Raw genomic sequence first — 26,044 nt, 5'->3', positions numbered from 1 at the left:
ATTTAAAATCGTTTTTACGGCGGTCATATGCGCGGGCGAAAGAAAGCTAAATGGGAAGAGCACAATCTTCAACTTTATGAGAACAGTGCTTTTGGTATTTTGCCTTTATATTTTTTATAAAATGATCCATTCTTTGCTATGTTTTCCCTAACGCGTTTAATCTCAGTAGATATTGAACTTATACCGAAATGATCACCCATGATTTCGTCGTTAACTTTTTTTATTTTTTTATTTTCGCCTATTAAACCTAATTCCATCAAAACGAAAACAAAATCTCTCTTAGTTCCTACTAACGGCAGTTTAGAACTGGTTTTCCCTATAGTCCAATATTTGATAAAGTCCTCTTCTGTAATACCGTCCTCCCAAAGCACGCCGTCAAGCTCCTTTTTGAGACTTAGTAGTGTTATGGAGTCTAATAGTTGTATTTGATCACCCCTGGAAGGTTCAAGAAACGGTAACAATATATCCTTTAATCTTTTAGCAAAATATTCGAAGTTTACTCCTGAGTTTCCCAGCTGAACGTCACCGTTATCTTTCATAAATTTGTAGAGCACGAAGTATCTATACTGATTAAGTTTGTTGCCTATTAATATATCTATAAACTTTTCGGGGTTGTTAACGATAATATGCCAAGCTTTATAGTAATTTCCAGCAAGCTTACCTAGCATATTAATATGTTCATTTAATAGGACATGCTTATCGTCAATAATGGCGAACGGACTGTAAATCGCACTCTCATATGAATCTATAAATTTTATTATCTTTTCTGACAGATAGTTAATGTCATTTTTAAATATAGAAGCTTTCTTAACTAGGGAGTCTTCGAAATCGTGATACCCGCTTACGAATGATTTATGGAAGACTGATAAATATTTGTCTATGTTTTCATTTCCGACTTCTTTTCCCTCTAAATCGAAAACTTTTTTGCTCTTCCATTCTTCTTTGAAGGTATTCCAAAACCTGGTTAATAAAAAGAACTTACATTTTTCGTTGGGGTCTTTTATGCATAAGAATCGTTCTTTGGGACCCTCGCCTATCTCAACATTATACATGTATAGTAACTGGACGGCAATCGCGCTATCAGACATTTCATTATCTAAAACAATCTCTTCAAATCCGTAGTCGGTGGTATCGAAAACTAGTTTACTACTAGGTATTTGAATTCTAACGATATATTTCTTTGACTTATTCATTGTGCCCTCCAACTGCTTTAAGTTTAGGCTTCGGAGCGCCCCATGCTTTATGCATTACAGCTTTCTTGCGTTCGTGGGTGATCTTTACATATCTCTTGAAACTAGCGTAACTCTTATGTCCTGTAATGCTCATAACTTCCTCCGCATTCAGGCCTTTTTCCAAGGATAAGGTAGCGAATGTTTTTCGTCCTGTGTGAGCAGAAACGAGTTCATACTTAGGATATATCACCGCATCGCGGACGGAACCTTTGTAGCGCACGATTTCAATCTTCTCATTGATGCCGGCATGTTTGCACAGTGCCTTTAAATAGTCGTTGAATTTCTGGCTGCTTATAATGGGAAGACACTTGATGTGTTTTGAATATTTATTCAATATGTCGACAGCATAAGCGGTCAATGGTATTTCAATAGGCTCTTTGGTTTTTGTAACTGTTAGCTGGATGTATCCGTTCTTGATATGTTCCCTGCGCAGCTGGGCCAAATCCGAATACCTAAGCCCTGTCACACAGGAGAAGCAGAACACATCCCTTACTTTGGCCAAAGCCTTGAATGAGATTTCACGCAATTTAGGTTTGTCCGCAACAATCACTTTTCCTTCTCCGGATAGGTTAAGGTTGTACAAAGACATAAATTCTTCCTCAGTCAGGGCAATTACTTCTAAAGTTTCCCTTTTGACGGTAAAGTCGTGATAGGTATCATTAATCTTGTATCCGAACTTGCGGGCAAAAGATATGAATGTCTTAGCGGTAGTGACTTGTTTCGCTGCGGTTACGTTGATTTGCTTCTTTACCTCGATCAGGTAGTTATAAAAGGATTGCAGAAATCCATAGCCGGCATCAGCTAAAGTGACACGGACCTTGTTATGGGTTTCATAGTCTTTTATATGATTTTTTGTGGTTATGTATACCTTGATCGTCCCCGGATTGCGACTTGCTTTGACATTGTCAATATATTGGTCAATAAAATCAACAAGATGTTCTTTTGGCTTTTGTTTGACTGCTGTTTTCCCACCCTGTTTAGATAGCTCTTCAATGATCATCTGTACCGTAAACGGGATTCCGTCAAGATCGAAACGAGATGCTATCTTTTGAGCTTTCTCCATAATCGCAGCTAACGATCCATTCATCCGCTTAATTTCATCAGCAGAAGGGAGTAAGTCATAGTTCATTGAGGGGAGCAGGGATTTAGCTGCTTGTCTGTTCAGGTAAAATGCCTTTTTATGCTCATAATTCCATTGTTCGGGTAAAATACTTATGCCTGTAGAAACCTTTCTCAATGCTCCCGAAACAGAAACGGTCAAGACAATCGGGCATTCCCCTTTAAGGTTCTTTTTATCCGTTCTAAGGATAAAGTTAGTTGTGATCAATGCCATACAAAGAATTTAAACGCATAACAAATATACGTGTATTTTTTTGAAAGGGGAATAAAAGGGGGAATGTTTTTAGAAAGAAATTTAAAGTATGCGAAAACGTTTGAAAGCGAAATATGCGTTTAAATGAGTTATGGCTATGTTATTGCTGTCGATCGTTTTCATTCGTTTTCATAGGTTCAAGAACTGTCATCCCGACACCCAAAAATGGTCCTTTAGAAAAATAATAAAAGAGGAGCCCATGGACCCCTCTTTTATCCTGAAAATCGCTTGTTATTGCTGATAATCATAGGTACCACTACCGCTGGAATAGTCCAACCAACCCTTTGTCTGTTCTCTTATGCAAGAGTAAAAAGGGAACATGAACCTATTACTAGGTTGCCAAATTATTGTGATATCCCGGAAGACCTATTGACGTCTTATGGATCTAAAGGCTCATAAGGATTGATGCGAAGTGAAATCTCCAAAGGCATGAATTCCTGTTCTGTATCGCTTAATCTCTTACCGAGTTTATAGGGAACATAGCCTAGTTCTTTCATGCACCGTGCTTCCATTTTGCTGATATAATAACTTTGCGAACGATCGGTAGAGGTAACGGCCCATTTGTTCGTCGGAAAGCCATAAGTATACATAATACGTGCGCAGTTACGCATATTGGTAGTGGTATGCCTTGCGTGTGGTTCGATTAATATGGCGTCTTCGGGAACCCTCATTTTCTCTACCAGGTATTTTTTCATTTCTACCGCTTCATTAAATTTGGTTTTATACGGATGTACATTCCCCCCTGAAACCATAATAAAGGGTGCTAAACCTTCCCGATAGCGATTCGCCGCAACCCTACATCGTAGCATACCTTCCGCACTTAAAGCGACATTCGGTTCTTCTGGTCCGGCACCGGGTATCAGAATAAGGGTATAAGGAAATTTGTTCCAATCTGTTGTCTTTACATTATCTAAAGCGAGTCGATTTTCAGTTTCCGTAAGCGGTTCATAAGCTGCGGCCTCTTGCCGTTCGTTTATTTCAAGTAGGCGTAAGGCACTTATAAGCGAACATGAAAAGAATAAATCAAGTTCCTTTGGTTGGTCTACTATCGAAGCAACCACATCATAGAGTAAATTTTGATATTGTTTACTGTTTACGTTAAAGGCAATGGAATCTATTTTTGGATAATTGGGCGCTTTACCTTCTCCATATACGGCAATCGTATAATTGAGGCCTTCTAAATCCTGCTTTAATGCTTGCGTCAGTAGTTTTTCGGGCATTTCTTGTGCATATTGATTGTATCTTTTTGAAGGAATGAGTTGCTCTTTTACCAAACGATGGAGCAAGGAGCTTTCAGCATAGGCCTTGTCAAATATATGAGCAACCGTTTCTATTTCCTTTTCACTTAGCTGCATTGCTTTTACCAAACAGGCGACATCACTACAGTTTTTGAGGGCATATAGCAGATTTGTTTTTCTTTTTTCGGTTATTTCCGCAAGCTTTTGCTGTTGAAGCATCCAGGATTTAAGTGGAGCTTGTTCAAGCAATGAAAGCAAGTAATAGTTTTTCAATTGAAGCATTTGTTCTTGACTACTTGTGTTGATGCGTTGCGCTTTCGTGGGATTGAGAGCCAAGAGTAGGATGACAAGCATGCTTGTCATCCTAAATCTAAAAAACGGGAGGTTCATAATTTAATAACCGGGATTTTGATACATTTTCTCTGGATCTAACTGATATTCATCAAAAGGAATCGGGAAATACCGGTCTTTCGTACTGATGTTATTCAAATTAGCCAAACCGTAGTCACTTTGGCTTTTTGCTTTAAAATAAGCAACCAATTCTTCCGCGGTATAATTTCGGATCAAGTCGAACCAACGATGATTTTCGAAGGCCAGTTCTACGCGCCGTTCGTGAAGAATCGCTTCCTTCAACGTAGGGTACTTGGCCGCATAAGCGACATTTTGCATCGTTTCCTGATAAGAAGGCATGCCTGCACGAGCCCTTACCTGATCCAATAAAGCGACCGCTTCCCCATCTTTACCTAATTTCATCTTGGTTTCGGCTAACAACAACATGATGTCTGCATAACGAATCACAATCCAATCGTTGCCACCCCATCCCTGCTCGCCGGCAGCTGGACTGGTATCCCTAAATTTAGTAATAAACCAATCACTCACTTGCGGATCTGCAGCAAACTTCACTGAAAAATCCTTTCGGAGGTCTCCCTGCTCGTAATCGTTCACTAAATCCCGTTTGGCCATCCCTCCTGATCCTGTGGATGGTTTTAGGGAATTGATCGTTTCTCCCTTTGCTTGATTATTACGCGCGATAGCAGAAGAATAATTCTGATCACCTTGCAGGTATTGAATCTGGAAAACCAACTCTTTACACGTATTTTTCTTGTTTACATCGAATACATCGGTGTAAGGAATTTCTTTTAATTCGCCAAAACTCCGCATGTTATAGGCAGCAGAAAGATAGGTTTCTGCTTGTTGAAGATTGGCTTGGGTATTTTCACTTAACGTGGAGCCCATGGTCAAATATACCTGTCCAAGTAAGGCATTGATAGCTGCTTTGGAAACTCTTCCAACAGCATAATCCCATTGCTCATTGGGTAAATTGCTGTCTAAAGCTTCTGTTAGATCCTGTACAATTTGAGTATATACTATACTTTCATCTTGCCGATAGGCTATTGCTGATACCTCATCCGTCGTTGTGGGCGGAACAATTGTTAAAGGAATCGCACCCCATTTTCGCACCATATGAAAATACAGGAGTGCACGGATGAATTTTGCCTCCGCCACATAACGTTTTTTAATATCTTCACTCGAGAAAGTTACCTCATCAACATGAGCCAATAAGGTATTACACCGAGCTATTCCGTCGTACATATTTACCCAATGGGTTTTCAGGTAAGAATTACTGGGAAGCAAAGAAAAATCATTAAACTGAAAAGGCTCTCCCGAGTTTGATTGGTTGTCGTTCGTGCCGGTATTATCCGATCGTTGTTCGCTATATAAGCTACTCGTTTCACCAAGTGTATTTCCATTGCGAAGCGTTTGATATAGACCATTGACAGCTAATAATACATCATTCTCTGTTTTAAAATAGTCGTCTATTTGGGTTGCATTCGGATCCGTTTGATCCAAAAAATCTTTACTACAGGAGCCTAATGTCATGATAGCAAAAGGCAAGATATATTTCCATTTCATTTTGTACACAATTTTAGAAAGTTACTTTTAGACCTAAGTTATAAGAGCGAACCAATGGGTATAAACCATAATCCACGCCGGGGGTCAGGTTTTCAGCATTGTTCCCGTTATTATAGTCCGGTTCGGGGTTATAGCCTTTATAATTGGTAATCGTAAAGGGATTATCCACACTTGCAAAAATGCGGGCCCCACTTATTTTCAAGGAAGAAATCCATCTCTCCGGGAAGGTAAAGCCCACCATAAGGTTGGTCATCCTCAAATAAGAACCATCTTGCAGATAGAAATCAGATAAACGCGTGCTATTACTCTGAGTACCTGCTCTAGAAGCTCTGTATACTTTACCGTTACCGGGACTTGCTGCCGAACGCCAGCGCTGATCGACGTCTGCGTATTGATTGCCGGAGCCCTCCATATTATAGAGATAGTAATCATAACCATCAAGAATCTTATTTCCTTGAGAGCCATTAAAGGACGCCCTTAAATCAAATTTTTTATAGCGGGCGCTAATCGCGAAACCATAGGTAAAGTCAGGATAAGGACTTCCGATGATCTGTTTATCATTATCATTAACAATACCATCACCATTGATGTCTTCAAAATAGAGGTCACCCGGATGCATCGGGTTTGACTGGGCTGCAGAAGGGGCTACCGTTTGGTAATTTTCCTCCGTTGCTACACCTAATACTTTAAATCCCCAGAACATACCGACAGGCTGCCCCTCTTGCGTAACGTGCGTAATATAAGAACGTTCAGCACCGTTTACATAAATAGTAGAAGCCCCTCCCAGATCCAATACTTTGTTCCGGTTCACGTTGATATTTCCACTAAAGGAAAGATCAAAATCCTGTTTTTGAATAAGCGCTGCATCGATTTGAAAATCAAAACCCTTGTTTTGCACTTTACTATCTTTCAAGTTGGTCAGGATAGAAGAAGCACCGGAGATAGCCGAAATCGGTTGATTAAATAGCAAGTTGTACGAACGGCTTAGGTAAAGGTTTGCCATGAAATTCACGCGACCATTCCAAATACCTACATCCAAACCGGCATTGTATTGAGAAGTCGATTCCCAACTCAAGTTCGGATCCTTTAGATCATCGGGCCAATAAGCGGTAGCAACCTGATTACCCAAAACGACGCCGCCCGGGGCATTATAGGTCGTCAAAGCTTTATAATCGCCAATATTATTGTTACCACTCAGTCCCCAGCTTGCTCGTACTTTTACGGAAGAACCTGCACCTAACCAATCGTTATAGAAGTCTTCGTTCGAGAGCGTCCAGCCTCCTGATACGGAGGGGAAATAACCCCATTTATTGTTCGGACCGAAACGGGAGGAAGCATCTGCACGGAAGGTTGCTTGTAAGAAATATTTCGATTTGTAGTTATAACTAACCCGGCTGAAATAAGATTGTAAAGTAGTACGTTGCTTATAAGCATCCTCCAGCCAGAAGTTGGTAGCATCTGCCCCCTTATCGGTGATCTCACCAATGGCATCGCTTTGAAAACCATTGGCTCTAACGGAAATGAAATCTACATCCGTTTGCTGTGCAGAATATCCAACCAAAGCGTCCAGATTATGGTCGCCAAAGGACTTTTTATAATTTAAAGTAGCCTCTCCGAGTATATCCAGGTCTCCCCGGTTGTCAGCTTGCGCATAGGCTGCATTAATGGCCTGTGGAGAGTAAGGCGCATAGTTACCATCGCTTAGGCTGGTCGGTTTATAATAATCATACTTTTCATTATAAGTTGTTACCCCACCATTTACTCTTAACCGTAGGCCCTCGATAATGTCAAAATTAGCATAGGCATTATACAGCGCGCGACGCTCTTTACGGTTATCTTTCACCATGGAAACGTAAGCGAGGGGATTTTCCGGATTTTGTATACCATAATTTTGTGCAGAAAGTGCAGCCATCTGGTATTGGATCGGATTGCCATTTTGATCTCGCGCAGGAAGATAAGGGAGGTAAAGCAGGGCTGCCATCGATGGGCTTCCATTATAACGGCCTGTTCCCACTTCGTTATTATCGTTGTACGTAAAAGCAATATTAGCACCAACTTGTAATCGTTTGCTGATTTGCGCGTCGATATTGCTACGGAAGTTGAAAAGCGTCTGGTCGGTACCCAGCATAATCCCATCTTGATTTTGATAAGATCCGCTGATATAATAATGAACTTTTTCGCTGCCACCGTAAAATGACAAGTTATGTCGTTGGAAAGGCGCGTTGCGATACAATTCATCCTGCCAATCGGTTTCATACTGAGGTGCTTTTGCTTGTCCGGTTGAAAAATCGTAAATATCAGTTGGGATTTGCACAGACCCGGCATTGCCAACAAGTGCCACCCGTGTAGCATTGTCGTCCATGAACATGTTATCCGACCAAGTTTTTCCCGAATTAACCACCAAATCTTTGTAGGCATTGTTCCGCCCATCAATGAATAAGTCTATGAACTGCGAAGCATTGAGAAGATCGACTTTCTTTGAGAGTTGACCAAAGCCCGCTTGTACATCGTAATCGACGTGACTCGTACCTTCTTTCCCTCTTTTGGTTGTGATCAATATAACCCCGCCTGCACCACGAGAACCGTAAATAGCAGCCGATGCGGCATCTTTAAGTACGTCGATTGATTCAATGTCATTCGGGTTAATATTGATATTATTCCCCGCGGGATAACCGTCAATGACATACAATGGCTCGGAGCTTGCATTGATAGATCCAATCCCCCTAACCCGAATCTTTGTGCTGTTATAGGGAGCACCGCTGGTTTGAGAAACCTGTACACCTGCCAACTTTCCAACAAGTGCCTGCCCCAACTTGGGTGCGCTCAGATTTAGTTCATCACTTTTTACACTGGATATGGACCCGGTCACGTCTGATTTTCTTACTCGTTGATAGCCGATTGAAACCGTCACTTCTTCTAATTCATTGGCGCTGGCATTCAAGCTTACCACTAGTGGCGTATTCCCTTCTTCTACAAGAAGCTCTTTGGTTTCATAGCCAACATAGGTAAAGACCAACGTTGCTCCAACAGGGGCGTTTAGCGAAAAATTACCACTGCCATCGGTTGTTGTACCGTTTGCAGACTTGTTCTTTTCCCTTATACTTACACCTGGGATAGGCACTTGCTGCCCATCGGTTACGGTACCTTTTACGGTTTGTTGCATTGTTGCAACCAGTTCCCCTTCTTTTGACCACTCGCTGGTTACTGCCATCGAGGGACTTGCAGCGAGACTGCATAAGAGTAGGAGGCCGGCCTTCGAGAATAGGGTTTTCTCCTTATTGAACCGACCCCTAAGTTTTTGCTGTAAATACATATCAAATTGCTTTGCACATTAAATTGGGTGTATTCTTTACACTTTACTGAGGCAAAGTTGATATTTCGGTGTTATCTTAGCGTTAGACTTACATTAAGTTAAGGTTGTCGGCCATTCTTTTGTAACGAGATCTGGGAAAAGTGACCAAATTGAAACTGGGCAATCATACAGCACATTGTCCTGTTTGTTCCGAACATTTAGCGGCATAGTAATCAACATGTACCTTGATTTCCTGAATATGGAAGGGATGCCCTTTAAAGTTACCCTTTTTGGCAGAATCCCATATTATCATTTGACAACAGCGTAGGTCATTCCAGCCGAACATTTTTAAAGCGGCTTCTTGGTGTACCCAAGCATTTATCCAATTATCTTGACCGGTGAAGGTCAGTAACTGACTGTTAAGATATATTTCGGGCATAGTGAATGATCGTGGTTGAGAAAACTCCAGATCAATGCCTACGGGATGCTCTTCCAAAGAGACCAGTACCATCCCCTGCGAATGGGCGATCGAAAAATACAAATCAGCATCAGGAAAATAAGGTTTGCCGTTGGGCTCATATTGGATATCCTCTAATTTTTGTTGACTGTCAATTTTAAGTAATAAATCAGACAACAATTTAAGTCCAAGTAGCGACTCCAATTTTCTGTCCGTATTTTTAGTCTTAAATAGCAAATGATTGGAAGGGAAAAAGCGACTGTAGGGATATAATATATCTCGACCGTATTCGTGAATATGGGCATATTTTTCCATAAAGCTCGATAAAAATAAGCTTTATTCAATAAAACAATTGATTATGGACCTGTTAACAAAAGAAAATATTCCTTTCGGCCCCGAAGAGGAGTCAGAAATTGAAGAAGGACCAGAGGCATTATCAACTATGCTGCGATTATTTCAGCAATATGGCGACTTATATAAGATCTTTTCACCAAGACGTAATCATTATACTTATGTGGTGTCTGATCCTGAAATGGTAAAACAGGTCCTAATCACGAATAATAGGAATTATGAAAAAGGTGTTGGTATTGATCGGGTAAAAATTTTGCTTGGAAATGGTATTATGGTAAGTGAAGGAGATTATTGGAAGAAGCAGCGACGGATGATACAACCGGCATTTCATAAAGCAGTTATTGCCAGACTAACACGTAATATCGTACAAGCCAATGAGGCAATGCTGGCTAGTTGGCTGGCCGACAAAGAAACCATAAACCTGACGGATGAATTAAGTTCGGTTACATTACGTATAGTGCTTCAAGCACTATTTTCAGCCGACTTACAATGGTTGGAAAGGGAAGATGGAACAAATCCATTCACGCTACTTACGGAGGTACATGAACGTGACCTATTATTCGCTATGAAGTTCAGAGCTTTAGCCAAGGTTATTCAGGAGGTTATCAACCGACGACGCGTGGAGCAAAGAATAGAGGACGACTTTCTTTCGATGATAATGGAAGCAAAGGAAGGGGAAGATGGTCAACCAATGGCTGATAAGGAAATCATAGACGAAATGATGACCTTGATTGTTGCGGGCCATGAAACTACAGCCAGTGCCTTGACTTGGGCATGGTATTTATTAAATAAACATCCTGCTGTTTATCGAAAGGCGAAACGCGAGGCACTGGAAACAAAAAATCTCGATCTCGGTTTTCAACAGCTGGAGCAATTGTCTTACATTCGGCAGGTAGTGGAAGAAACCATGCGCCTTTATCCCCCGGGATGGCTTCTTACGCGACGATCTATTCAGGCCGATGTCATTGGTGGGTATTACGTACCACCGAAGACAGATATCTTTATATCGCCTTATGTAATTCACCGACATCCGAAATATTGGACCCAACCGGACGTGTTTAATCCCGAAAGATTTGATCCATCGCTTCGAAAAGAAAGGCATCGTTTTGAATATTTTCCTTTTTCGGGAGGGCCGCGCCAATGCATCGGTGATTTTTTTGCCTTGGTTGAGATGCAGCTGCACATAGCCATGATTCTTCGCTCAACCGATATAGAGGTTTTGGTAGATGAACCTATCGGCATGGAAGCCCAAATAAATTTAAGGCCCGATAAGCCTTTTTTTGCTCGCCTGATGAGCCGGAAGAACTGACCATAGCAATCCTGAATTAAAAACGGTAAGATTTAAATGAAGACACTTGTAGATACGATTACCAATAATAAAAACCCAAAAGCACAATTACATTTTATTCGAGGAGCAGAAGACGCTTTTGTCCTATCATACGAAACCCTAAAGGAGCGTGCATTAGGGTTGCACGCATTCTTTTGCACGCAGGGTGTTACACGAGGAGATGAAATCATTTTATTGAGCCAACGAAATGAGGCCTTTATAGAAGGTTTCTGGGCGGCAATCTTGGGCGCTAATCCTGTTGTTCCGGTTTCCTTTGGAATTTCGGATGAGCATAAATGGAAACTATTTCGAATATGGGAACAATTAGAATCGCCGTGGTTACTGTTAGATGGAAATCAAAAAGACCGGTTGGAAAAGTTTGCTGCATCAAATGGTTTGGAAAACCGATGGCGAGCCATTGAAGAGAAAAGCCTTGTGGTTGAACAGATACCACCACTCATGCCGGCAACAGATTTTGTAGTGGTAGAGGAAGATGATACGGCGATCATTCAATTTTCGTCCGGTACAACGAGTATGCCAAAAGGAATTGTGTTAAGCCATAAAAATGTACTAACCAATATACAAGGAATCATCAAAGGAATGGCGATGACCGATGCAGATAGTACATTGAGTTGGATGCCGCTAACGCATGATATGGGGCTGATCGGTTTTCATTTAACACCTTTTGTACAGGGGATCGAACAGTATTTAATGCCTGCAGAATTGTTTATCCGAAGACCGGCTTTATGGTTTCAAAAAATCAGTCAGGTACGGGCTACAGTTACCTGCTCACCTAATTTTGGTTACCAGCATTATTTGAACGCTTTAGAAAGAAATCAAGCGCAAGAAGGGTTGACCCTCGATCATGTTCGTCTTATATTTAATGGCGCAGAACCTATTGCTGTCTCTTTAGTGCAGCGGTTTTTACAGAAAATGCAGTTATACGGACTTAAAGAGAATACGATGTTTACAGTTTATGGATTGGCAGAGGCGAGCTTGGCAGTTGCTTTTCCAGAACCGGGCAAACGCTTTCGTCATGTGACACTTGATCGGGATCAATTGCAAATAGGTTCATTGGTACAGTATTCGGAAAAGGGTGTTTCCTTTGCTGTAGAGGGAAAAGCGGTAGATGGATGTTTTGTTCGAATTGTGGGCTCCGATCAGGTAAGTTTGACTAATCATTATATCGGTAAGATCGAGATAGCCGGAGAGAATGTGACGAAGGGTTATCTGGGACAAGGCGCATTGAGCTATGAAGGATGGTTGGATACCGGTGATTTAGGTTTTTTTACAGCGGATGGGGAGCTGGTCGTTACGGGAAGAGAAAAGGATATTATCTTCGTGAACGGGCAGAATTATTATCCACACGACCTGGAGCAGCTATTGCAAGACCAGGGGGTTGCGGAAACCGGGAAAATAGCTATTACCAGTATGAACAGCGAAGTTGACGGGCAAGATAAGATACTCGCTTTTATGGTGTTTAAGGGACTGTTGTCAGGTTTTGTTCCCGTAGCTGATTCCGTAAAAAAAACCGTAAATGAACGGATCGGAATAGAAATACATGAAGTTGTTCCCATCAGTCAATTACCGAAAACAACAAGCGGGAAGATTCAGCGATACCAACTAAGTGATCGGTATCAACGAGGTGAATTTGATAAGGCACTTCAAGAACTTCAGCAATGGATTATTCAAGGCAAAAAGGAAGTACAGGAGTCTACTATTATAGAGAAAACGTTGAAAGGAATTTGTGACGGTTTATTAACCGATAAAAGAATTGATTTAGATGAGAATATTTTTGAAATCGGAACAACATCATTGGTGCTTGCACAGATCCATCAACAGATCGAAGAAATTTATCCCGGAAAAGTGGAGGTGACAGATTTCTTCGATTATCCAACTATTCGACAATTGGCGAACTATATAAATGAAAAAAAATGACGCTATTCGTAAGCACCCCGCGTATACTTCCATCTTTTATGGGTCCATAGCCAGTTATCCGGATGCTTTTCAAGAAGTTCTTCAAGCTTCTCGATATAGAGAGGCATAATTTCCTTTTTGAGATAATCATAAGGGGGTTCAGCAATTTTTTCGATGGAAACCGTATATCGACCTCTTCCGGTTTTGTGCGTTCTCATAAAGAAAACGGGAAGCTTGATAAATTTGGGTAAGGTTTCGGGACCTAAATAAAAAGCCGTTTCTTGCTGCAAAAAATGAGACCAATACTTATCCGTAGCATGTTGTGGCGGGCGTTGATCTGCCACCATGGCAATGATCCGCTTCTTTTTGATTCGCTTGACGAGGATAGACAAGGCTTCATCTTTTGGAATGGGCGAACCACCGAAACGACTCCGTATGGAAAGAAGAAAGGATTCAACACGCTTATTGCTAACGGGCATATATATGGCATCGATCGGTGCCTCGAAGGCAAGACAACCAGATAGAAGAACCCATTCCCAATTAAATTGATGAGCTGTTAACACAATAACTGATTTATCTTGGTCGAGATATTCTCGAATGAGTTCAGTATGCTCAAAATGGACCCGCCTCTTCAATTGGGTTTCAGAGAGGTTAGATGCTTTTAGCGTTTCTATCAGCCAATCGGCCAGATGCATATAAAATTTCTTAGCGATCTTGTTTAATTCAGCCTTCTGTTTAGCTGGAAATGCTTTAGAAAGATTGTCGAATACAACGGAGCGACGATATTTGATTACATTAAAAGCAATAAAGGCTAAAAAATCAGCTAAACAATAAAGTACGGAAAGAGGAAGTTTGCTAAGCATCTTCAAAAAAAACATACCATGTTCAATGTTTATAATGAAATTCCTTACAGCAGTAAATTTTGATGAATTTAGGGTAAAAACCAATACCTTCAGTAAAGAAATCGTCATAAAAACAGGTAAATTAATGATGCATCGGATAAGAGGTACGAATATGACCCTTCCGAATTCTATCCAATTTTTTGTTAATCATTAATTTTTGCAGTTGATTTAGGTAGTCAATGGGTAATTTGCCGAGAATATGATCATATTCGTGCTGTATAATTCGGGCCGTTCTGCCATAAAAATAGTTTGTATGTGCCTGAAAATTTTCATCCAAATAGATTATCTGAACCCAGGAAAATCTTTTAATAGAGAAAGTAATCCCGGGAATGCTTAGGCAACCTTCCTCCTCTATTTCCATTTCATCGGAATGCGCTATAATTTTAGGATTGATAAAAGCTTGTCGGATGCCGGGATAGTCTACCGATGCCATCTCTTTACCCTTTGCTTCCAAGTAATTTACACGACTATCAACGAGGAAAAGCTGTATGTTTTCATTGACCTGCGGTGCGGCTAATCCCACACCTTCCGCATTATCCAGTGTTTGCCAGAGATTATCAATGAAAGATTGTAAATTTGGATAAGTAGGAGGAATCTCTCGGCAATTTTTTCTCAAACCGACAGATCCATATGCAAAAATCGGTAATATCATCTTTTTGATTACAAAGCTAGAAATGTTAGTTGCATGGCGGTTAGTAAAAAATAGACAATTCTCCCATTACCTTTTACCAATGTTTTTGTCAAGGAAAAGCTTTATCTTTGTAAGGATATGCCCGTGGAGTTACTTAGACATATAACTTACAGCAATCAAAGGGAGTATATTCAAAGAGTACACCCACCGATCGATTTAGCCAATTTTATCGATTCCTATGTTATCTTCGAGTCGATAAATTTGGAAGACTGTGCTGCATTGAGTGATGGTGTTCCCACCCTTGTATTTCTTCCTCGGCCCGATATAAGCGTAAAATTCACGAGTCAAGGAAGATCAATAGATATAGGTGGAGCGTGGTTCTGTGGACACTATTTGAAACAAGTAAAAATTACCTGTGAGACGGTAATCGATCAGTTATTGATTATCCGTTTACAAGCGGATGCACTGCGACAGCTTGATCTGATCGCGAGTAAAAACCTCCAGAGAGAGAAGGCTTTTCCTTTGAAATTTTTATTCGGAGGCCAGACCGATAACTTGTTAAGTTTAATCTATTCGACAAGTGATATCCACGAAAAATTAGGTTTTTTTGAACAATTTCTTAGAAGTCATTTAGTGAATAAGCATTCGCAAAATTACCTTTTGAGAGATGCTATGAAGTGTATCGGCAAGCACCATGGTAACATTTCGATACAGGAAGTGGTAAAACAGGTGGGAGCTAATTATAAATGGCTAGAACGGAACTTCCATCAATGTCTTGGAATGGGTCCAAAAGAATATGCGCGAACGCAGCGGATTTTACAAAGCTACCAACTGCTCAGCGAAGGGGAGAATCCACTTTTAGCAATTGCGCTTAAAAGTGGTTTTTATGACAGAAATCATCTATTGAAGGATTTTAAGCGTTTTTTTGGGGAGAGTCCGTCTACCTATTGGAAAAGACACGGAGCGTCTTAGCTATGTAAAAATAAAAAAGGCGAGCGGTTAATTAGAACTAAAATGCCTCATTTTTGTAATCAGATAGGAATGGATTTTTGTTGTATAAAAGCGATTACTTTAGAAATATGGAAAAACTTATAAAACCTACATTTAAAAAAGCTGCACCAGACGATTTTTTCAAAAGAATGCAGAAGGAGGTGCAAGAGAACATTTTAAAAAACCCGCGCATACAAACCGGAAACATTATTAAATCCCTTTTTTTATTAGTTGGTTTTTTAGGAAGCTATGTAGGAATATTAGTTTTTGGTAATACGAACAGGGGGCTTTTTTTCTTTTATATATTAGCGGGGCTGTTTATGATTGTGTTATTTGTTAATGCTTTTCATGATGCTGCGCACAATGCCGTTTTCAAGAATCCGAAACACAACAAATGGTTTACCTATGTACTTGAACTTTTCGGCAGCAATAGCTTTATTTGGAAAAAACGGCACTTACTTTTACATCATCCCTATGCGAATATACAAAACTGGGATATTGATATTAAACAAAGTGATTTGGTACGGATATATCCCTCGAGTCGCTATTTCAATTACCATAAATATCAACATATTTATATGTGGATGATCTATCCTCTTTACACCATTAATTGGCTTTTTATAAGAGATTTTAAAGATTTTTTTGGCACAAAGGATAATTATTTAAAGCGTGTCGTTAATATCCCCAGGGTCGAATATATTAAACTTTTTGCCTGTAAAATTTTCAATCTTTTCTACCTGTTGATCGTGCCGATGTTAGTCTTACAGCAAGCATGGTATATGGTGTTATTGGCGTGGTTCGTTATGCATTTATCCGGTAGCGCGCTTGGCGTGGTTGCGCTTCTATCGACACACGTAGATGAACATGCACATTTTCCGATGTCTCCGGACGATGGAAAGATGCAAACCACCTGGGCCGAACATCAGATGCATGTAACAAAAGATTTTAGTGCAGATAGCGCAGTCGCCAATTTCCTTTTTGGTGGTTTTACACACCACGTAGCCCATCATCTATTCCCTGGGGTTGCACACACATATTATCCTTATATTACACGTGTAATCCGGCGATATGCTGCTGAATACGGCCTACCTTATCAATGCTATCCCTTTTGGAAGGCCGTTGCATCACATTTTCGTCTCTTGAGAAAAAATGGAAAAGAAGAAAATTTATTTAGAACAGGGGAATTATAAAAAAGATATGCTCAAGCTTTTCACGATAGTCGCCCTTATCAGCTTATGGTCTTGCAACAATGCGGTTAAAAATCAAACAACGAATAAAACGACCGCCGATATTGAAAGAATTCATACGGATCTGGATAAGTTAATCAACATCGATGCCGATCTGGAAGTAATTGCGGAAGGATTTACCTGGGTGGAAGGACCGTTATGGGTGGAGGAAGCCAAAATGCTTTTGTTTTCAGATATCCCACCCAATAAGGTCTTTAAATGGACAGAACAAGGAGGTCTAGCGCTATATTTGGAACCCGCAGGCTATACCAGTAACCAAGTGAGAGGTGGAGAAATAGGATCAAACGGCTTGTTATTGGACCGGCATAAAAACCTAGTTTTATGTCAGCATGGTGATCGACGAATCGCTCGTATGGATGCCTTATTAAGCCATCCCGAGTCCAAATTCATTACGCTCGCAGCCAAATGGAAAGGAAAGAAGTTAAACAGCCCGAACGATATTGTAGAACGCAGTAATGGTGATTTGTTTTTTACGGACCCGATTTATGGACTGAATGATCAGCATATAGAAAAACAAGAGTTGGATTTTTGTGGTGTTTATAAAATAGATACCTTAGGACGTTTGAGCTTACTGATTGATACCATCAACAGGCCTAATGGAATTGCTCTTAGCCCCAATGAAAACAGACTATACATAGGTAATTCAGACGACCAAAAGCCGATGCTCTATGCTTTTGACATTACACCCGATGATTCGTTAAAGTCAGCGGGAATTGTTTTCGACTTTAGTAAATTTGGAGGTGGACCGGATGGCTTTAAAGTAGATAAAGAAGGAAATATTTTCGCTAGCGGACCCGGAGGCATTTGGATCTTTAACAGCTCCTACCAATTGATCGGAAAGATCCGGATTAAGCAACGTGTTTCAAATTGTTGTTTAGCAGATGACGACAAGACCCTCTATATTACTGCGAGTAATCAAGTACTGCGTTTACGTATGCGTTAAGGGAAATAAGATACAGCAAACGATATCAAGAGGTGGAAATTAAAAATAGCGCACATGTCCACCAAAGAACAGAGTTTAACCCCCGATCAGATTTACGATGAGTTGTTTCGGGAAGTTCAGTTGCAACGAATATTTGGAGACAACAAGACTTTTGTAGACGCCATCCCCAAAGACGTTCCGTCAGAGATTCTGCGACGTTTTCGGGTTCAGCGACAGGCGAAGGATTTTTCATTGATCGATTTTGTTAATGCGAATTTTAACCTTCCCCAACCTCATAATATCCAATATTACAGTGATACGAATACACCGATTGTTGAGCATTTAGAAAAACTATGGTTAGTTTTAAGAAGAGATCCTGACAAAGTGATTCCGGGAAGCTCGCTTTTGGCCCTTCCTTTTCCCTATATTGTTCCGGGTGGTCGCTTCAATGAGATCTATTATTGGGATTCTTACTTTACAATGCTTGGTTTGGAAGAGAGCGGTGAATATGAGATGGTTGAGCATATGATAAAGAATTTCGCTGTCATGATTGATCGTTATGGACATGTTCCGAATGGTAATAGAAGTTATTTTTTAAGTCGGTCTCAGCCACCTTTTTTTTCGCTTATGTTAGACCTGCTTGCTGAAATAAAGGGGGAGACGGTGTATCAAGAATACTTTCCGATGCTTTTGAAAGAATATGCTTATTGGATGGATAAAACGCAGAGGGCGAAGCACGTAGTCGAAATGTCAGATGGCCAGTTCTTGAACCGTTACTATGATCAATTAAATATAGCCCGTCAGGAATCGTATTACGAAGATGCCCATTTAACGGTTATCGCCGAGAAGAAAGAGTCGCGGTTATTCCGAGACATTCGATCAGCGGCCGAAAGTGGCTGGGATTTTAGTTCAAGGTGGATGGTAGATGGTAAAGATTTGCATACGATCGAAACCACTAGAATTATACCCATCGACTTGAACTGCCTTTTATACCATCTGGAAAAGACAATCGAAAAGAGCTATAAACTCTTGGGCGATAAAGGGAAAGCAAATAAATATAAGCTGATTGCCAAAAATCGAAAGCAAGCGATTCATCAATATTGCTTCAATAAGCGCGATGGCTGGTATTACGATTATAATATACGAACAAACTCATTGTCCAAAGAAGCCACTATTGCTGGCTTTTCACCCTTCTTTATAGCGATGGCACCGGAAAAAGGGATAAAAAAGGCAGTTGATATGATCCGCAAGAATTTTCTCAAAAGTGGCGGTGTTACCACTACCTTGAAAGTCTCCGGTCAGCAGTGGGATGCACCCAACGGCTGGGCACCTATGCAATGGATAGTGGTAAAGGGATTACGAAATTATCGGCAATTTGAGTTAGCCGAGAATATTGCTAAGCGGTGGATTGCATTAAATACAAAAGTATATAGGCAAACGGGAAAAATGATGGAGAAATATAATGTGATTGATGCGAATTTAGAGGCAGGGGGAGGAGAATATCCGGCTCAGGATGGCTTTGGATGGAGCAACGGGGTTCTGTTGAAGTTTATAAAGATGTACGGAGAGTTTTGATTAAACAATTTAGCCTTATCTTTGTGGCAAACTTGAAGAATGGACTGGAAACAATTACTTTCTGCAAAACGCTGGGGATATGAACATCGCGAAATAAAAAACCAAGATATAGCGAGATCTGAATTTCAACGAGATTACGATCGATTAATCTTTTCCTCACCCTTCAGACGGCTTCAGAACAAAACGCAAGTGTTTCCTTTACCTGGTAGTGTTTTTGTACATAACCGACTGACACATAGTTTGGAAGTGGCTAGCGTTGGGCGATCGCTAGGTCGGATTTTCTACACCAAGAAAAAGGAAGTTTTCCCGGGGTTAGATGAACAACATCCCTATTTACAGGAAATAGGGAATATTGTTTCCAGTGCGTGTTTAGCGCATGACATGGGAAACCCGGCTTTTGGCCATTCCGGGGAGGCCGCGATCTCTCACTATTTTTTGAGTGGTGACGGGTTGAAATATAAAGAACATGTGACAGATGCCGAGTGGCAAGATTTAATCCATTTTGAGGGAAACGCAAATGCTTTACGTATCCTAACACATCAATTTAACGGGAAGGAAGCCGGAGGATTTGCCTTAACCTATAGTACCCTCGCTGCAATTGTTAAGTATCCATGTGCCGCAATAGATGGAAATGTTAAGGGGAGCGGGCTCCACCGAAAAAAGTATGGCTATTTTCAACCAGAACAAGATTCTTTTATTAAGGTAGCGACAGCGCTTGGCATGGAGCGGGATGAAAACTACCAGACGGTGTATAAACGCCACCCTTTAGTTTATTTGGTAGAGGCTGCAGATGACATTTGTTATAACATCATTGATGTGGAGGACTCGCATCGTTTAGGTATACTATCGGCTACCGAAGTCGAAGAGCTTTTAATTCCCTTAACAAACGATAGCAACATTAAAAAACGCTTGGCGGATATAAATGATATCGATAGCCGTGTGAGCTTATTGAGAGCCAAAGCAATCAGTACTTTGATTCAAGAATGTTCGAGTGTTTTTTTCGCAAAGGAAGAAGAACTGTTGTCGGGCAATTTTGAATCCTCGCTGATTGATAATATTCCGAGCCACCTGAAAACTGTAATGAAGACCATTGAAAGAATTTCAATTGATAAAATTTATAATGCACCCGCAGTTGTGCAAATTGAGGTTGCAGGTTATAAGGTAATGAGCGGTTTACTAGAAGAGTTTGTGCCTGCGTACCTCAATCATACATCATCCTATGACAAGAAAGTAGTAGCGCTTATACCCAATCAATATAAGGGCGGAGAAACAAGTACTTATAGGAAGATACGCTCGGTTTTAGATTTCGTTTCTAGCATGACGGATTTATATGCAGTGGAACTATTCCGTAAGATAAAGGGAATTTCTTTTCCTTCGCTGGACTAAGTTTTTCTTTTTTCTTCCGAGTTCGTTTAAATCGGCAAGCCGTAGATCGTAAATGAATCTACTGTGCTAAGCCAAGAAACCGTTTTGGTTTTTGGTATAAAAAACATAAATTTATATCAAAATTTCCTTTATGAGACGTGAACTGCTTCATTTTTCGATGATGATAGAAAGCCGCTTCGATAAAAGTGTAGTTAAGAAGAAAGGGTTTTTTGAAATATTCCGAAAGCTTTTCTTTGGCCACTAGATAGTCAACCATCTTCGTTTTTTGTCTCGCTTTAGCTTCTTTCAAGCCGATGAGGCTGCCAGGGATGCACTCGCGCTGTTTTAATATTTCAGTTCGTGAATGACAGGCATTTTAGCTAATTTTGCATCTTCATGAAGAGAAAGATTCCACAAGACAAAAAGCTGCTCGAGAACATTGAGGTTATCGACATAGCAGAAGAAGGAAAGGGCGTTGGGAAGACCGATGACTTGGTGATTTTTATCGAAAAGGCGATCCCGGGAGATATCGTGGATATCGAACTTATCCGCAAAAAGAAAAATTTTGCAGAAGCGAAGATTACCAAGATCAAACAGGCCTCAAAGCATAGAATTGATGCTTTTTGTGCACATTTTGGTGTGTGCGGTGGTTGTAAATGGCAACATATGGATTATAGAGCCCAATTGCTTTATAAACAAAAGAGTGTGGATAATGCCTTAAGTCGGATAGGCAAGGTCGATACCACTTCCCTAGAAGAAATTTTGCCTTCTGATCATACCTTGTATTACAGAAATAAGCTGGAGTATACCTTTTCAAATAAGCGCTGGTTAACTGCAGAAGATATAGTAAGCGGAGAACAGCATGAGATGAACGCTTTAGGTTTTCATGTGCCATTGCGGTTTGACAAGATTTTAGAGATAGAACATTGTTATTTGCAAAGCGATCCTTCTAATGCAATTAGAAATGAACTAAAGAAGTTTACGCTTGAAAAGGGAATTAGTTATTATGATCTTCGAAATCATGAAGGGGCGCTTCGGAATCTGATGATTCGTATGGCAACAACCGGTGATTTGATGGTTGTCGTTGTTTTTGCGTATCCGACAGAAGAGCAAATTGCACAGGTTATGGAGTTCTTGAAAGGAAGATTTTCAGAAATTAGTTCGCTGCAATATATTATTAATCAGAAAAAAAACGATACCATTTTCGATCAGGAAATCATTACCTATGCCGGGAAGGACCATATTTTCGAAGAAATGGCCTTGCCGGGGCGGACAGAACGACTTCGGTTTAAAATAGGAGCCAAATCTTTTTATCAAACCAACTCTGAGCAGGCTTATGAACTTTATCGTATAACCAGAGAATTTGCAGATTTGAAAGGGCATGAGTTGGTATATGACTTGTATACCGGTGCTGGAACTATTGCCAATTTTGTTGCATTGGACGTTAAACAGGTCATCGGCATAGAATATGTGCCATCGGCCATTGAAGATGCAAAATTGAATTCGTCAATAAATGGTATCGAAAACACCTTGTTTTTTGCAGGAGACATGAAGGATGTGTTGACACCGGAATTTATGTCGGTACACGGTAAACCGGACTTGGTTATCACCGATCCGCCACGGGCAGGTATGCATCCTGAGGTGGTGGCGAGATTGTTGGAGCTAGAAGCGCCGCGAATGGTCTACGTCAGCTGTAATGCAGCTACACAGGCCCGCGATTTGGCTTTGTTGAGCGAAAAATATGAGGTTAAACGAATTAAACCGGTAGATATGTTTCCGCATACGCAACATGTGGAAAATGTGGTTTTGTTGGAGCTAAAATAGTTGCGAGTTGGTAAATAAGTAGCATGGATTTAGAAGAATTATTAGCTGCGCAAGCAGGAGACGATGGGCAGGCGCCGAAAAAAGATAGTCCCTTAAAAAGCTTACGTGTCGATTTGAATTTTTACAAAGATTCAATTAAAGAAGTAGCTATTGAGATCATGGCCGAAGGGCTCTCCCAATATCCAATTTTTATTGCTCATCAACATGAGGTTAGCTTGGGTGAATTGATTCTGGACAGAAATGAGCTGGGGACACAGTGGACAATCCAAGCATCTACACTTGAGGAGTTTATAGAAAAGGGAGTTATACTTGAAGCTCGAAAAGAGCATTTTATAAAAAACTATAAAAGGCCTGAAGATTTTATGTGCCTTTTCGTAATTGTACCCGAAGGGGCAAACTTTGTTTTTTATCCTTATAAAGAAGAAATTAAAGATAAAGAACAAAAAATGTAACGGATTCAATGGCAGACCGGTCATATCTAAGAAAATGAAAGGCTTCTACTAAAGAAAGCCTTCTTTTTTACGATTACACTTACTCTATATAAAGCAAAAGCTTAAAATAATTCGTATATTTGCCGCACATCACTAAAGGGGTGCCTTGTTTTTTAAAAACACAAATCAGGGCTGAGATTATACCCATCGGGAGAGCTAGACGAAAAGCCGACCTTTCCTGAGCACCTGATCCGGATAATGCCGGCGTAGGGAGGGAGCAATTACCAAAGAGGTTATATTTTATGTGTGATAGCGATGCTGTTGTAACCCCTATCAACGGTATATCGAATAAAAAAACTATATCGTGAAAAAGAGAAGCTTGCTTTTTACTTTAGCAGCATTTAGTCCAATTTTCTTATGGGCACAGAACAACCTATCCGTGAAGGTCATCGATGAAAAAGAAAACAAGCCGCTTGTAGGTGCAAGTGTTTCGATTCTAGGCTCCTTAGCCAGCGCTCAAACAAATAGGCAAGGGGTGATCTCGTTTAAGAATGTGAAAGATGGCGATTATATTGTACGCGTAAGTTATATTGGGTATAAGTCGGTGGAAAAGCAGTTGATGTTAGATTCGAGCCAAGAACTGCTTGTATCGTTAAGCTCACAGGAATTTATCGCTGATGAAGTAATCGTCCATGCAACAAGGGCAAATACAAACGCAGCTACTACCTATAAAAACCTTAGCCGTCAGGATATTGCAAAAAACAACCTAGGCCAGGATCTTCCTTTTTTGCTAGATCAAACACCTGGTGTTGTCACCTATTCCGATGCCGGAGCCGGCGTCGGTTATACGGGCATCCGCGTTCGCGGTAGTGATCCAACACGGGTGAATGTGACGCTCAATGGCATTCCGTATAATGATGCGGAAAGCATGGGGTCTTTTTTTGTTAATCTTCCTGATTTCGCTTCTTCGGTAGATAATATACAAATACAAAGAGGGGTTGGTACCTCTACCAACGGTGCGGGAGCTTTTGGCGCCAGCATTAATATCCAAACAAATACGCGGACTGACACCGCCTATGCTGAGCTAGACAATTCCTTTGGCTCTTTTAATACCTGGAAGAATACGGTGCGGATTGGCACAGGATTAATAGACAATAAATTCACGTTCGATGGTCGTCTCTCCCGAATAAAATCGGATGGTTTTGTTGATCGAGGGGCATCTGATCTAAAGTCTTTCTTCTTAAGCGGCGCCTGGTATGGAAAGAAAAGCCTACTACGCGCTAATGTTTTCTCCGGAAAAGAAAAAACCTACCAAGCTTGGAACGGTGTACCGGAGGAGAAATTATTTGGAACGACGCAAGATGTAGAAAGCTATATAGCCGCAAATGGTCTGCAAGGAGCTGATGCCGAAAATATTAGAAATGCGGATCCCCGACGTTATAATTCTTTTCTATACAAAAATCAAAATGATAATTATCAGCAAGACCATTATCAACTCCTATTTTCTACTAATGTATCGGAAAACCTCAGTCTAAATGCTGCCCTGCATTATACAAGAGGCCGAGGGTATTACGAAGAATATAAAGCTGGTGCTAACTATGAAGATTATGGCTTGACGCCCGTGATTGTGGGGGATAGCACAATTTCCACAACAGACCTTGTGAGGGAGCGATGGTTATCTAACCATTTTTATGGTGTCACCTACTCTGCTCAATATAAGGCAAATGAGCGGCTTAATCTGACACTTGGTGGCGCCTATAATGAATACAAAGGAGACCATTATGGCGATGTTACTTGGTCCAGAAATCCCTTGTTTATAAAAAACGCCCATGAAATGGGCGATGAGCGCTTCGATACGCGTTATCAATATTATTTTAACGATGCTAAGAAAACAGATTTTAATGTATTCGCAAAAGGAGCGTATCAATTAGATAGACTTTCATTGTTTGGTGATATACAATATCGACGCGTAGGCTATTCTTTCTTGGGTTTTGATCGGAATCTGAATAATGTTCAACAAGAAGCGGACTTAAATTTCTTCAATCCAAAGGTTGGGATGACTTATCAATTTGCCGGCAATGATCAGGTGTATTTGTCTTATGCGATTGGCAATAAAGAACCGGTACGAGACGATTATGAAAACTCGACGCCCGACAGTAGACCGAAAGCAGAACGCATGCAAGATATTGAGTTGGGCTATAGACGAACAACAAGTCGTTTTAGCTTAGGAATCAATGGTTACGCCATGCTATATAAGGATCAGTTAATCTTGACGGGCCAAATTAATGACGTTGGTGCACAAACCCGTATGAATGTACCGGATAGTTACCGCTTAGGGTTGGAAGCCGACCTTAAATGGCAACCCGTGCGTAATTTTTCCTGGGCTTTAACCGGAGCGCTGAGCAGGAATAAAATAAAAGATTTTTACGAGTATATCAACGTGTATGATGCCGAGTGGAATGTGGCAGATCAGAAAGTTAATCATTATAAAAGCACAACGATAGCACTTTCTCCTTCCTTTGTCGGATCGAGTGAGCTTGCCTTTGTACCGATTAAAAATGGTGAGGTTGCTTTCATTTCAAAATACGTTTCGAGACAATATTTAGATAATACATCCAATAAGGACCGGAGCTTGGATGCGTTCTTCGTCAATAATATACGGATGTCTTATCAGCTGAAATTTAAAAGTGTAAAAAATATCGGGTTATCGCTCTTGATTAATAATATCTTCAACGAAAAATATGAATCAAATGGCTATACCTATAGCTCAATTTACCAAGGGGATCCAGCCATTTATACCTCTAATTTTTATTTTCCTCAGGCAGGGACGAACTTTCTACTGGGACTTAATTTACGGTTTTAAGGCTGGAATAATTTTTTATACAAAGAATTGAACGGAAGGGAATTCTGATTAAAAATACCGCGCCCCTTGGTTTTCGAAAAAATCGCCTCCAAAATTTACATCAAGCAGCGGGATGCACTACCGTCCGGTAAATTTTGGAGCAACGAGGTTATTCGCATTCTGTCCATTTTTTGGCGCTCATGAGCTCCCTACGG

Annotated in this window: 18 protein-coding genes; 10 read left to right on the top strand and 8 right to left on the bottom strand. The window is 40.6% G+C overall.

Annotated features, from left to right (window positions below):
• Positions 1-74: 74 nt before the first annotated feature.
• From RYH73_RS03360 to RYH73_RS03335, 6 genes are all read right to left on the bottom strand, one after another.
• Positions 75-1,193 (bottom strand): hypothetical protein, encoded by a 1,119-nt coding sequence (locus tag RYH73_RS03360; RefSeq protein WP_335311851.1) that lies wholly within the window; start codon positions 1,191-1,193, stop codon positions 75-77.
• A complete protein-coding gene (locus tag RYH73_RS03355) occupies positions 1,186-2,565 on the bottom strand; it encodes a site-specific integrase (protein ID WP_335311850.1) in 1,380 nt (459 codons plus the stop codon). The genes RYH73_RS03360 and RYH73_RS03355 overlap by 8 nt, the downstream gene beginning before the upstream one ends.
• Before the next feature lie 416 nt (positions 2,566-2,981).
• The gene (locus RYH73_RS03350; RefSeq protein WP_335311849.1) at positions 2,982-4,232 is read right to left on the bottom strand and encodes a YdcF family protein; all 1,251 of its coding nucleotides are present in this window, start codon (positions 4,230-4,232) and stop codon (positions 2,982-2,984) included.
• A gap of 3 nt (positions 4,233-4,235) precedes the next feature.
• Positions 4,236-5,756 (bottom strand): RagB/SusD family nutrient uptake outer membrane protein, encoded by a 1,521-nt coding sequence (locus tag RYH73_RS03345; RefSeq protein WP_335311848.1) that lies wholly within the window; start codon positions 5,754-5,756, stop codon positions 4,236-4,238.
• Positions 5,757-5,769: 13 nt separating this feature from the next.
• The gene (locus tag RYH73_RS03340; protein ID WP_335311847.1) at positions 5,770-9,069 is read right to left on the bottom strand and encodes a SusC/RagA family TonB-linked outer membrane protein; all 3,300 of its coding nucleotides are present in this window, start codon (positions 9,067-9,069) and stop codon (positions 5,770-5,772) included.
• A gap of 163 nt (positions 9,070-9,232) precedes the next feature.
• On the bottom strand, positions 9,233-9,820 hold the full coding sequence (locus RYH73_RS03335; protein ID WP_335311846.1) for a 4'-phosphopantetheinyl transferase family protein: 588 nt from the start codon (positions 9,818-9,820) through the stop codon (positions 9,233-9,235).
• Positions 9,821-9,863: 43 nt separating this feature from the next.
• On the opposite strand from RYH73_RS03335, the gene RYH73_RS03330 reads away from it, so the two are divergent.
• Both RYH73_RS03330 and RYH73_RS03325 read left to right on the top strand, forming a co-directional pair.
• The gene (locus RYH73_RS03330) at positions 9,864-11,165 is read left to right on the top strand and encodes a cytochrome P450 (RefSeq protein WP_335311845.1); all 1,302 of its coding nucleotides are present in this window, start codon (positions 9,864-9,866) and stop codon (positions 11,163-11,165) included.
• A gap of 36 nt (positions 11,166-11,201) precedes the next feature.
• Positions 11,202-13,121 (top strand): non-ribosomal peptide synthetase, encoded by a 1,920-nt coding sequence (locus RYH73_RS03325; protein ID WP_335311844.1) that lies wholly within the window; start codon positions 11,202-11,204, stop codon positions 13,119-13,121.
• Between the two features lie 2 nt (positions 13,122-13,123).
• On the opposite strand, the gene RYH73_RS03320 is transcribed toward RYH73_RS03325, so the two are convergent.
• Entirely contained in the window at positions 13,124-13,978 is an 855-nt protein-coding gene (locus RYH73_RS03320) for a lysophospholipid acyltransferase family protein (RefSeq protein WP_335311843.1), read from the bottom strand.
• A gap of 106 nt (positions 13,979-14,084) precedes the next feature.
• On the bottom strand, positions 14,085-14,654 hold the full coding sequence (gene def / locus RYH73_RS03315) for a peptide deformylase (protein ID WP_335311842.1): 570 nt from the start codon (positions 14,652-14,654) through the stop codon (positions 14,085-14,087).
• Between the two features lie 123 nt (positions 14,655-14,777).
• Here def and RYH73_RS03310 point away from each other — a divergent pair, with 123 nt between their 5' ends.
• The 8 genes from RYH73_RS03310 (at position 14,778) to RYH73_RS03275 (ending at position 25,850) form a co-directional block, all read left to right on the top strand.
• Positions 14,778-15,605 (top strand): helix-turn-helix transcriptional regulator, encoded by an 828-nt coding sequence (locus tag RYH73_RS03310; RefSeq protein ID WP_335311841.1) that lies wholly within the window; start codon positions 14,778-14,780, stop codon positions 15,603-15,605.
• Between the two features lie 107 nt (positions 15,606-15,712).
• On the top strand, positions 15,713-16,813 hold the full coding sequence (locus tag RYH73_RS03305; RefSeq protein WP_335311840.1) for a fatty acid desaturase family protein: 1,101 nt from the start codon (positions 15,713-15,715) through the stop codon (positions 16,811-16,813).
• Entirely contained in the window at positions 16,773-17,813 is a 1,041-nt protein-coding gene (locus RYH73_RS03300; RefSeq protein ID WP_335311839.1) for an SMP-30/gluconolactonase/LRE family protein, read from the top strand. The genes RYH73_RS03305 and RYH73_RS03300 overlap by 41 nt, the downstream gene beginning before the upstream one ends.
• A 54-nt stretch (positions 17,814-17,867) precedes the next feature.
• On the top strand, positions 17,868-19,367 hold the full coding sequence (treF, locus tag RYH73_RS03295) for an alpha,alpha-trehalase TreF (RefSeq protein WP_335311838.1): 1,500 nt from the start codon (positions 17,868-17,870) through the stop codon (positions 19,365-19,367).
• Between the two features lie 39 nt (positions 19,368-19,406).
• Positions 19,407-20,753 carry a deoxyguanosinetriphosphate triphosphohydrolase gene (locus RYH73_RS03290; protein ID WP_335311837.1) on the top strand — a complete coding sequence of 449 codons (1,347 nt, stop codon included), beginning with the start codon at positions 19,407-19,409 and terminating at the stop codon, positions 20,751-20,753.
• A gap of 375 nt (positions 20,754-21,128) precedes the next feature.
• Positions 21,129-22,556 (top strand): 23S rRNA (uracil(1939)-C(5))-methyltransferase RlmD, encoded by a 1,428-nt coding sequence (rlmD, locus tag RYH73_RS03285; RefSeq protein WP_335311836.1) that lies wholly within the window; start codon positions 21,129-21,131, stop codon positions 22,554-22,556.
• Between the two features lie 23 nt (positions 22,557-22,579).
• A complete protein-coding gene (locus tag RYH73_RS03280) occupies positions 22,580-23,008 on the top strand; it encodes a hypothetical protein (protein ID WP_335311835.1) in 429 nt (142 codons plus the stop codon).
• Between the two features lie 343 nt (positions 23,009-23,351).
• Complete coding sequence (locus RYH73_RS03275) at positions 23,352-25,850, top strand: TonB-dependent receptor (RefSeq protein ID WP_335311834.1); 2,499 nt, start codon at positions 23,352-23,354, stop codon at positions 25,848-25,850.
• Positions 25,851-26,044: the final 194 nt, after the last annotated feature.

Source organism: Olivibacter sp. CPCC 100613, from assembly GCF_036959255.1.
Taxonomy (GTDB): Bacteria; Bacteroidota; Bacteroidia; order Sphingobacteriales; family Sphingobacteriaceae; genus Olivibacter.
The sequence above is the reverse complement of the archived record's forward strand: the minus strand, read 5'-3'. Positions and strand labels throughout refer to the sequence as shown.

Coding starts and splice junctions, on each gene's coding strand:
- RYH73_RS03360 (WP_335311851.1), bottom strand. CDS start 1,193: ATGAATAAGTCAAAGAAATATATCGTTAGAATTCAAATACCTAGTAGT.
- RYH73_RS03355 (WP_335311850.1), bottom strand. CDS start 2,565: ATGGCATTGATCACAACTAACTTTATCCTTAGAACGGATAAAAAGAAC.
- RYH73_RS03350 (WP_335311849.1), bottom strand. CDS start 4,232: ATGAACCTCCCGTTTTTTAGATTTAGGATGACAAGCATGCTTGTCATC.
- RYH73_RS03345 (WP_335311848.1), bottom strand. CDS start 5,756: ATGAAATGGAAATATATCTTGCCTTTTGCTATCATGACATTAGGCTCC.
- RYH73_RS03340 (WP_335311847.1), bottom strand. CDS start 9,069: ATGTATTTACAGCAAAAACTTAGGGGTCGGTTCAATAAGGAGAAAACC.
- RYH73_RS03335 (WP_335311846.1), bottom strand. CDS start 9,820: ATGGAAAAATATGCCCATATTCACGAATACGGTCGAGATATATTATAT.
- RYH73_RS03330 (WP_335311845.1), top strand. CDS start 9,864: ATGGACCTGTTAACAAAAGAAAATATTCCTTTCGGCCCCGAAGAGGAG.
- RYH73_RS03325 (WP_335311844.1), top strand. CDS start 11,202: ATGAAGACACTTGTAGATACGATTACCAATAATAAAAACCCAAAAGCA.
- RYH73_RS03320 (WP_335311843.1), bottom strand. CDS start 13,978: ATGTTTTTTTTGAAGATGCTTAGCAAACTTCCTCTTTCCGTACTTTAT.
- def (WP_335311842.1), bottom strand. CDS start 14,654: ATGATATTACCGATTTTTGCATATGGATCTGTCGGTTTGAGAAAAAAT.
- RYH73_RS03305 (WP_335311840.1), top strand. CDS start 15,713: ATGGAAAAACTTATAAAACCTACATTTAAAAAAGCTGCACCAGACGAT.
- RYH73_RS03300 (WP_335311839.1), top strand. CDS start 16,773: ATGGAAAAGAAGAAAATTTATTTAGAACAGGGGAATTATAAAAAAGAT.
- treF (WP_335311838.1), top strand. CDS start 17,868: ATGTCCACCAAAGAACAGAGTTTAACCCCCGATCAGATTTACGATGAG.
- RYH73_RS03290 (WP_335311837.1), top strand. CDS start 19,407: ATGGACTGGAAACAATTACTTTCTGCAAAACGCTGGGGATATGAACAT.
- rlmD (WP_335311836.1), top strand. CDS start 21,129: ATGAAGAGAAAGATTCCACAAGACAAAAAGCTGCTCGAGAACATTGAG.
- RYH73_RS03280 (WP_335311835.1), top strand. CDS start 22,580: ATGGATTTAGAAGAATTATTAGCTGCGCAAGCAGGAGACGATGGGCAG.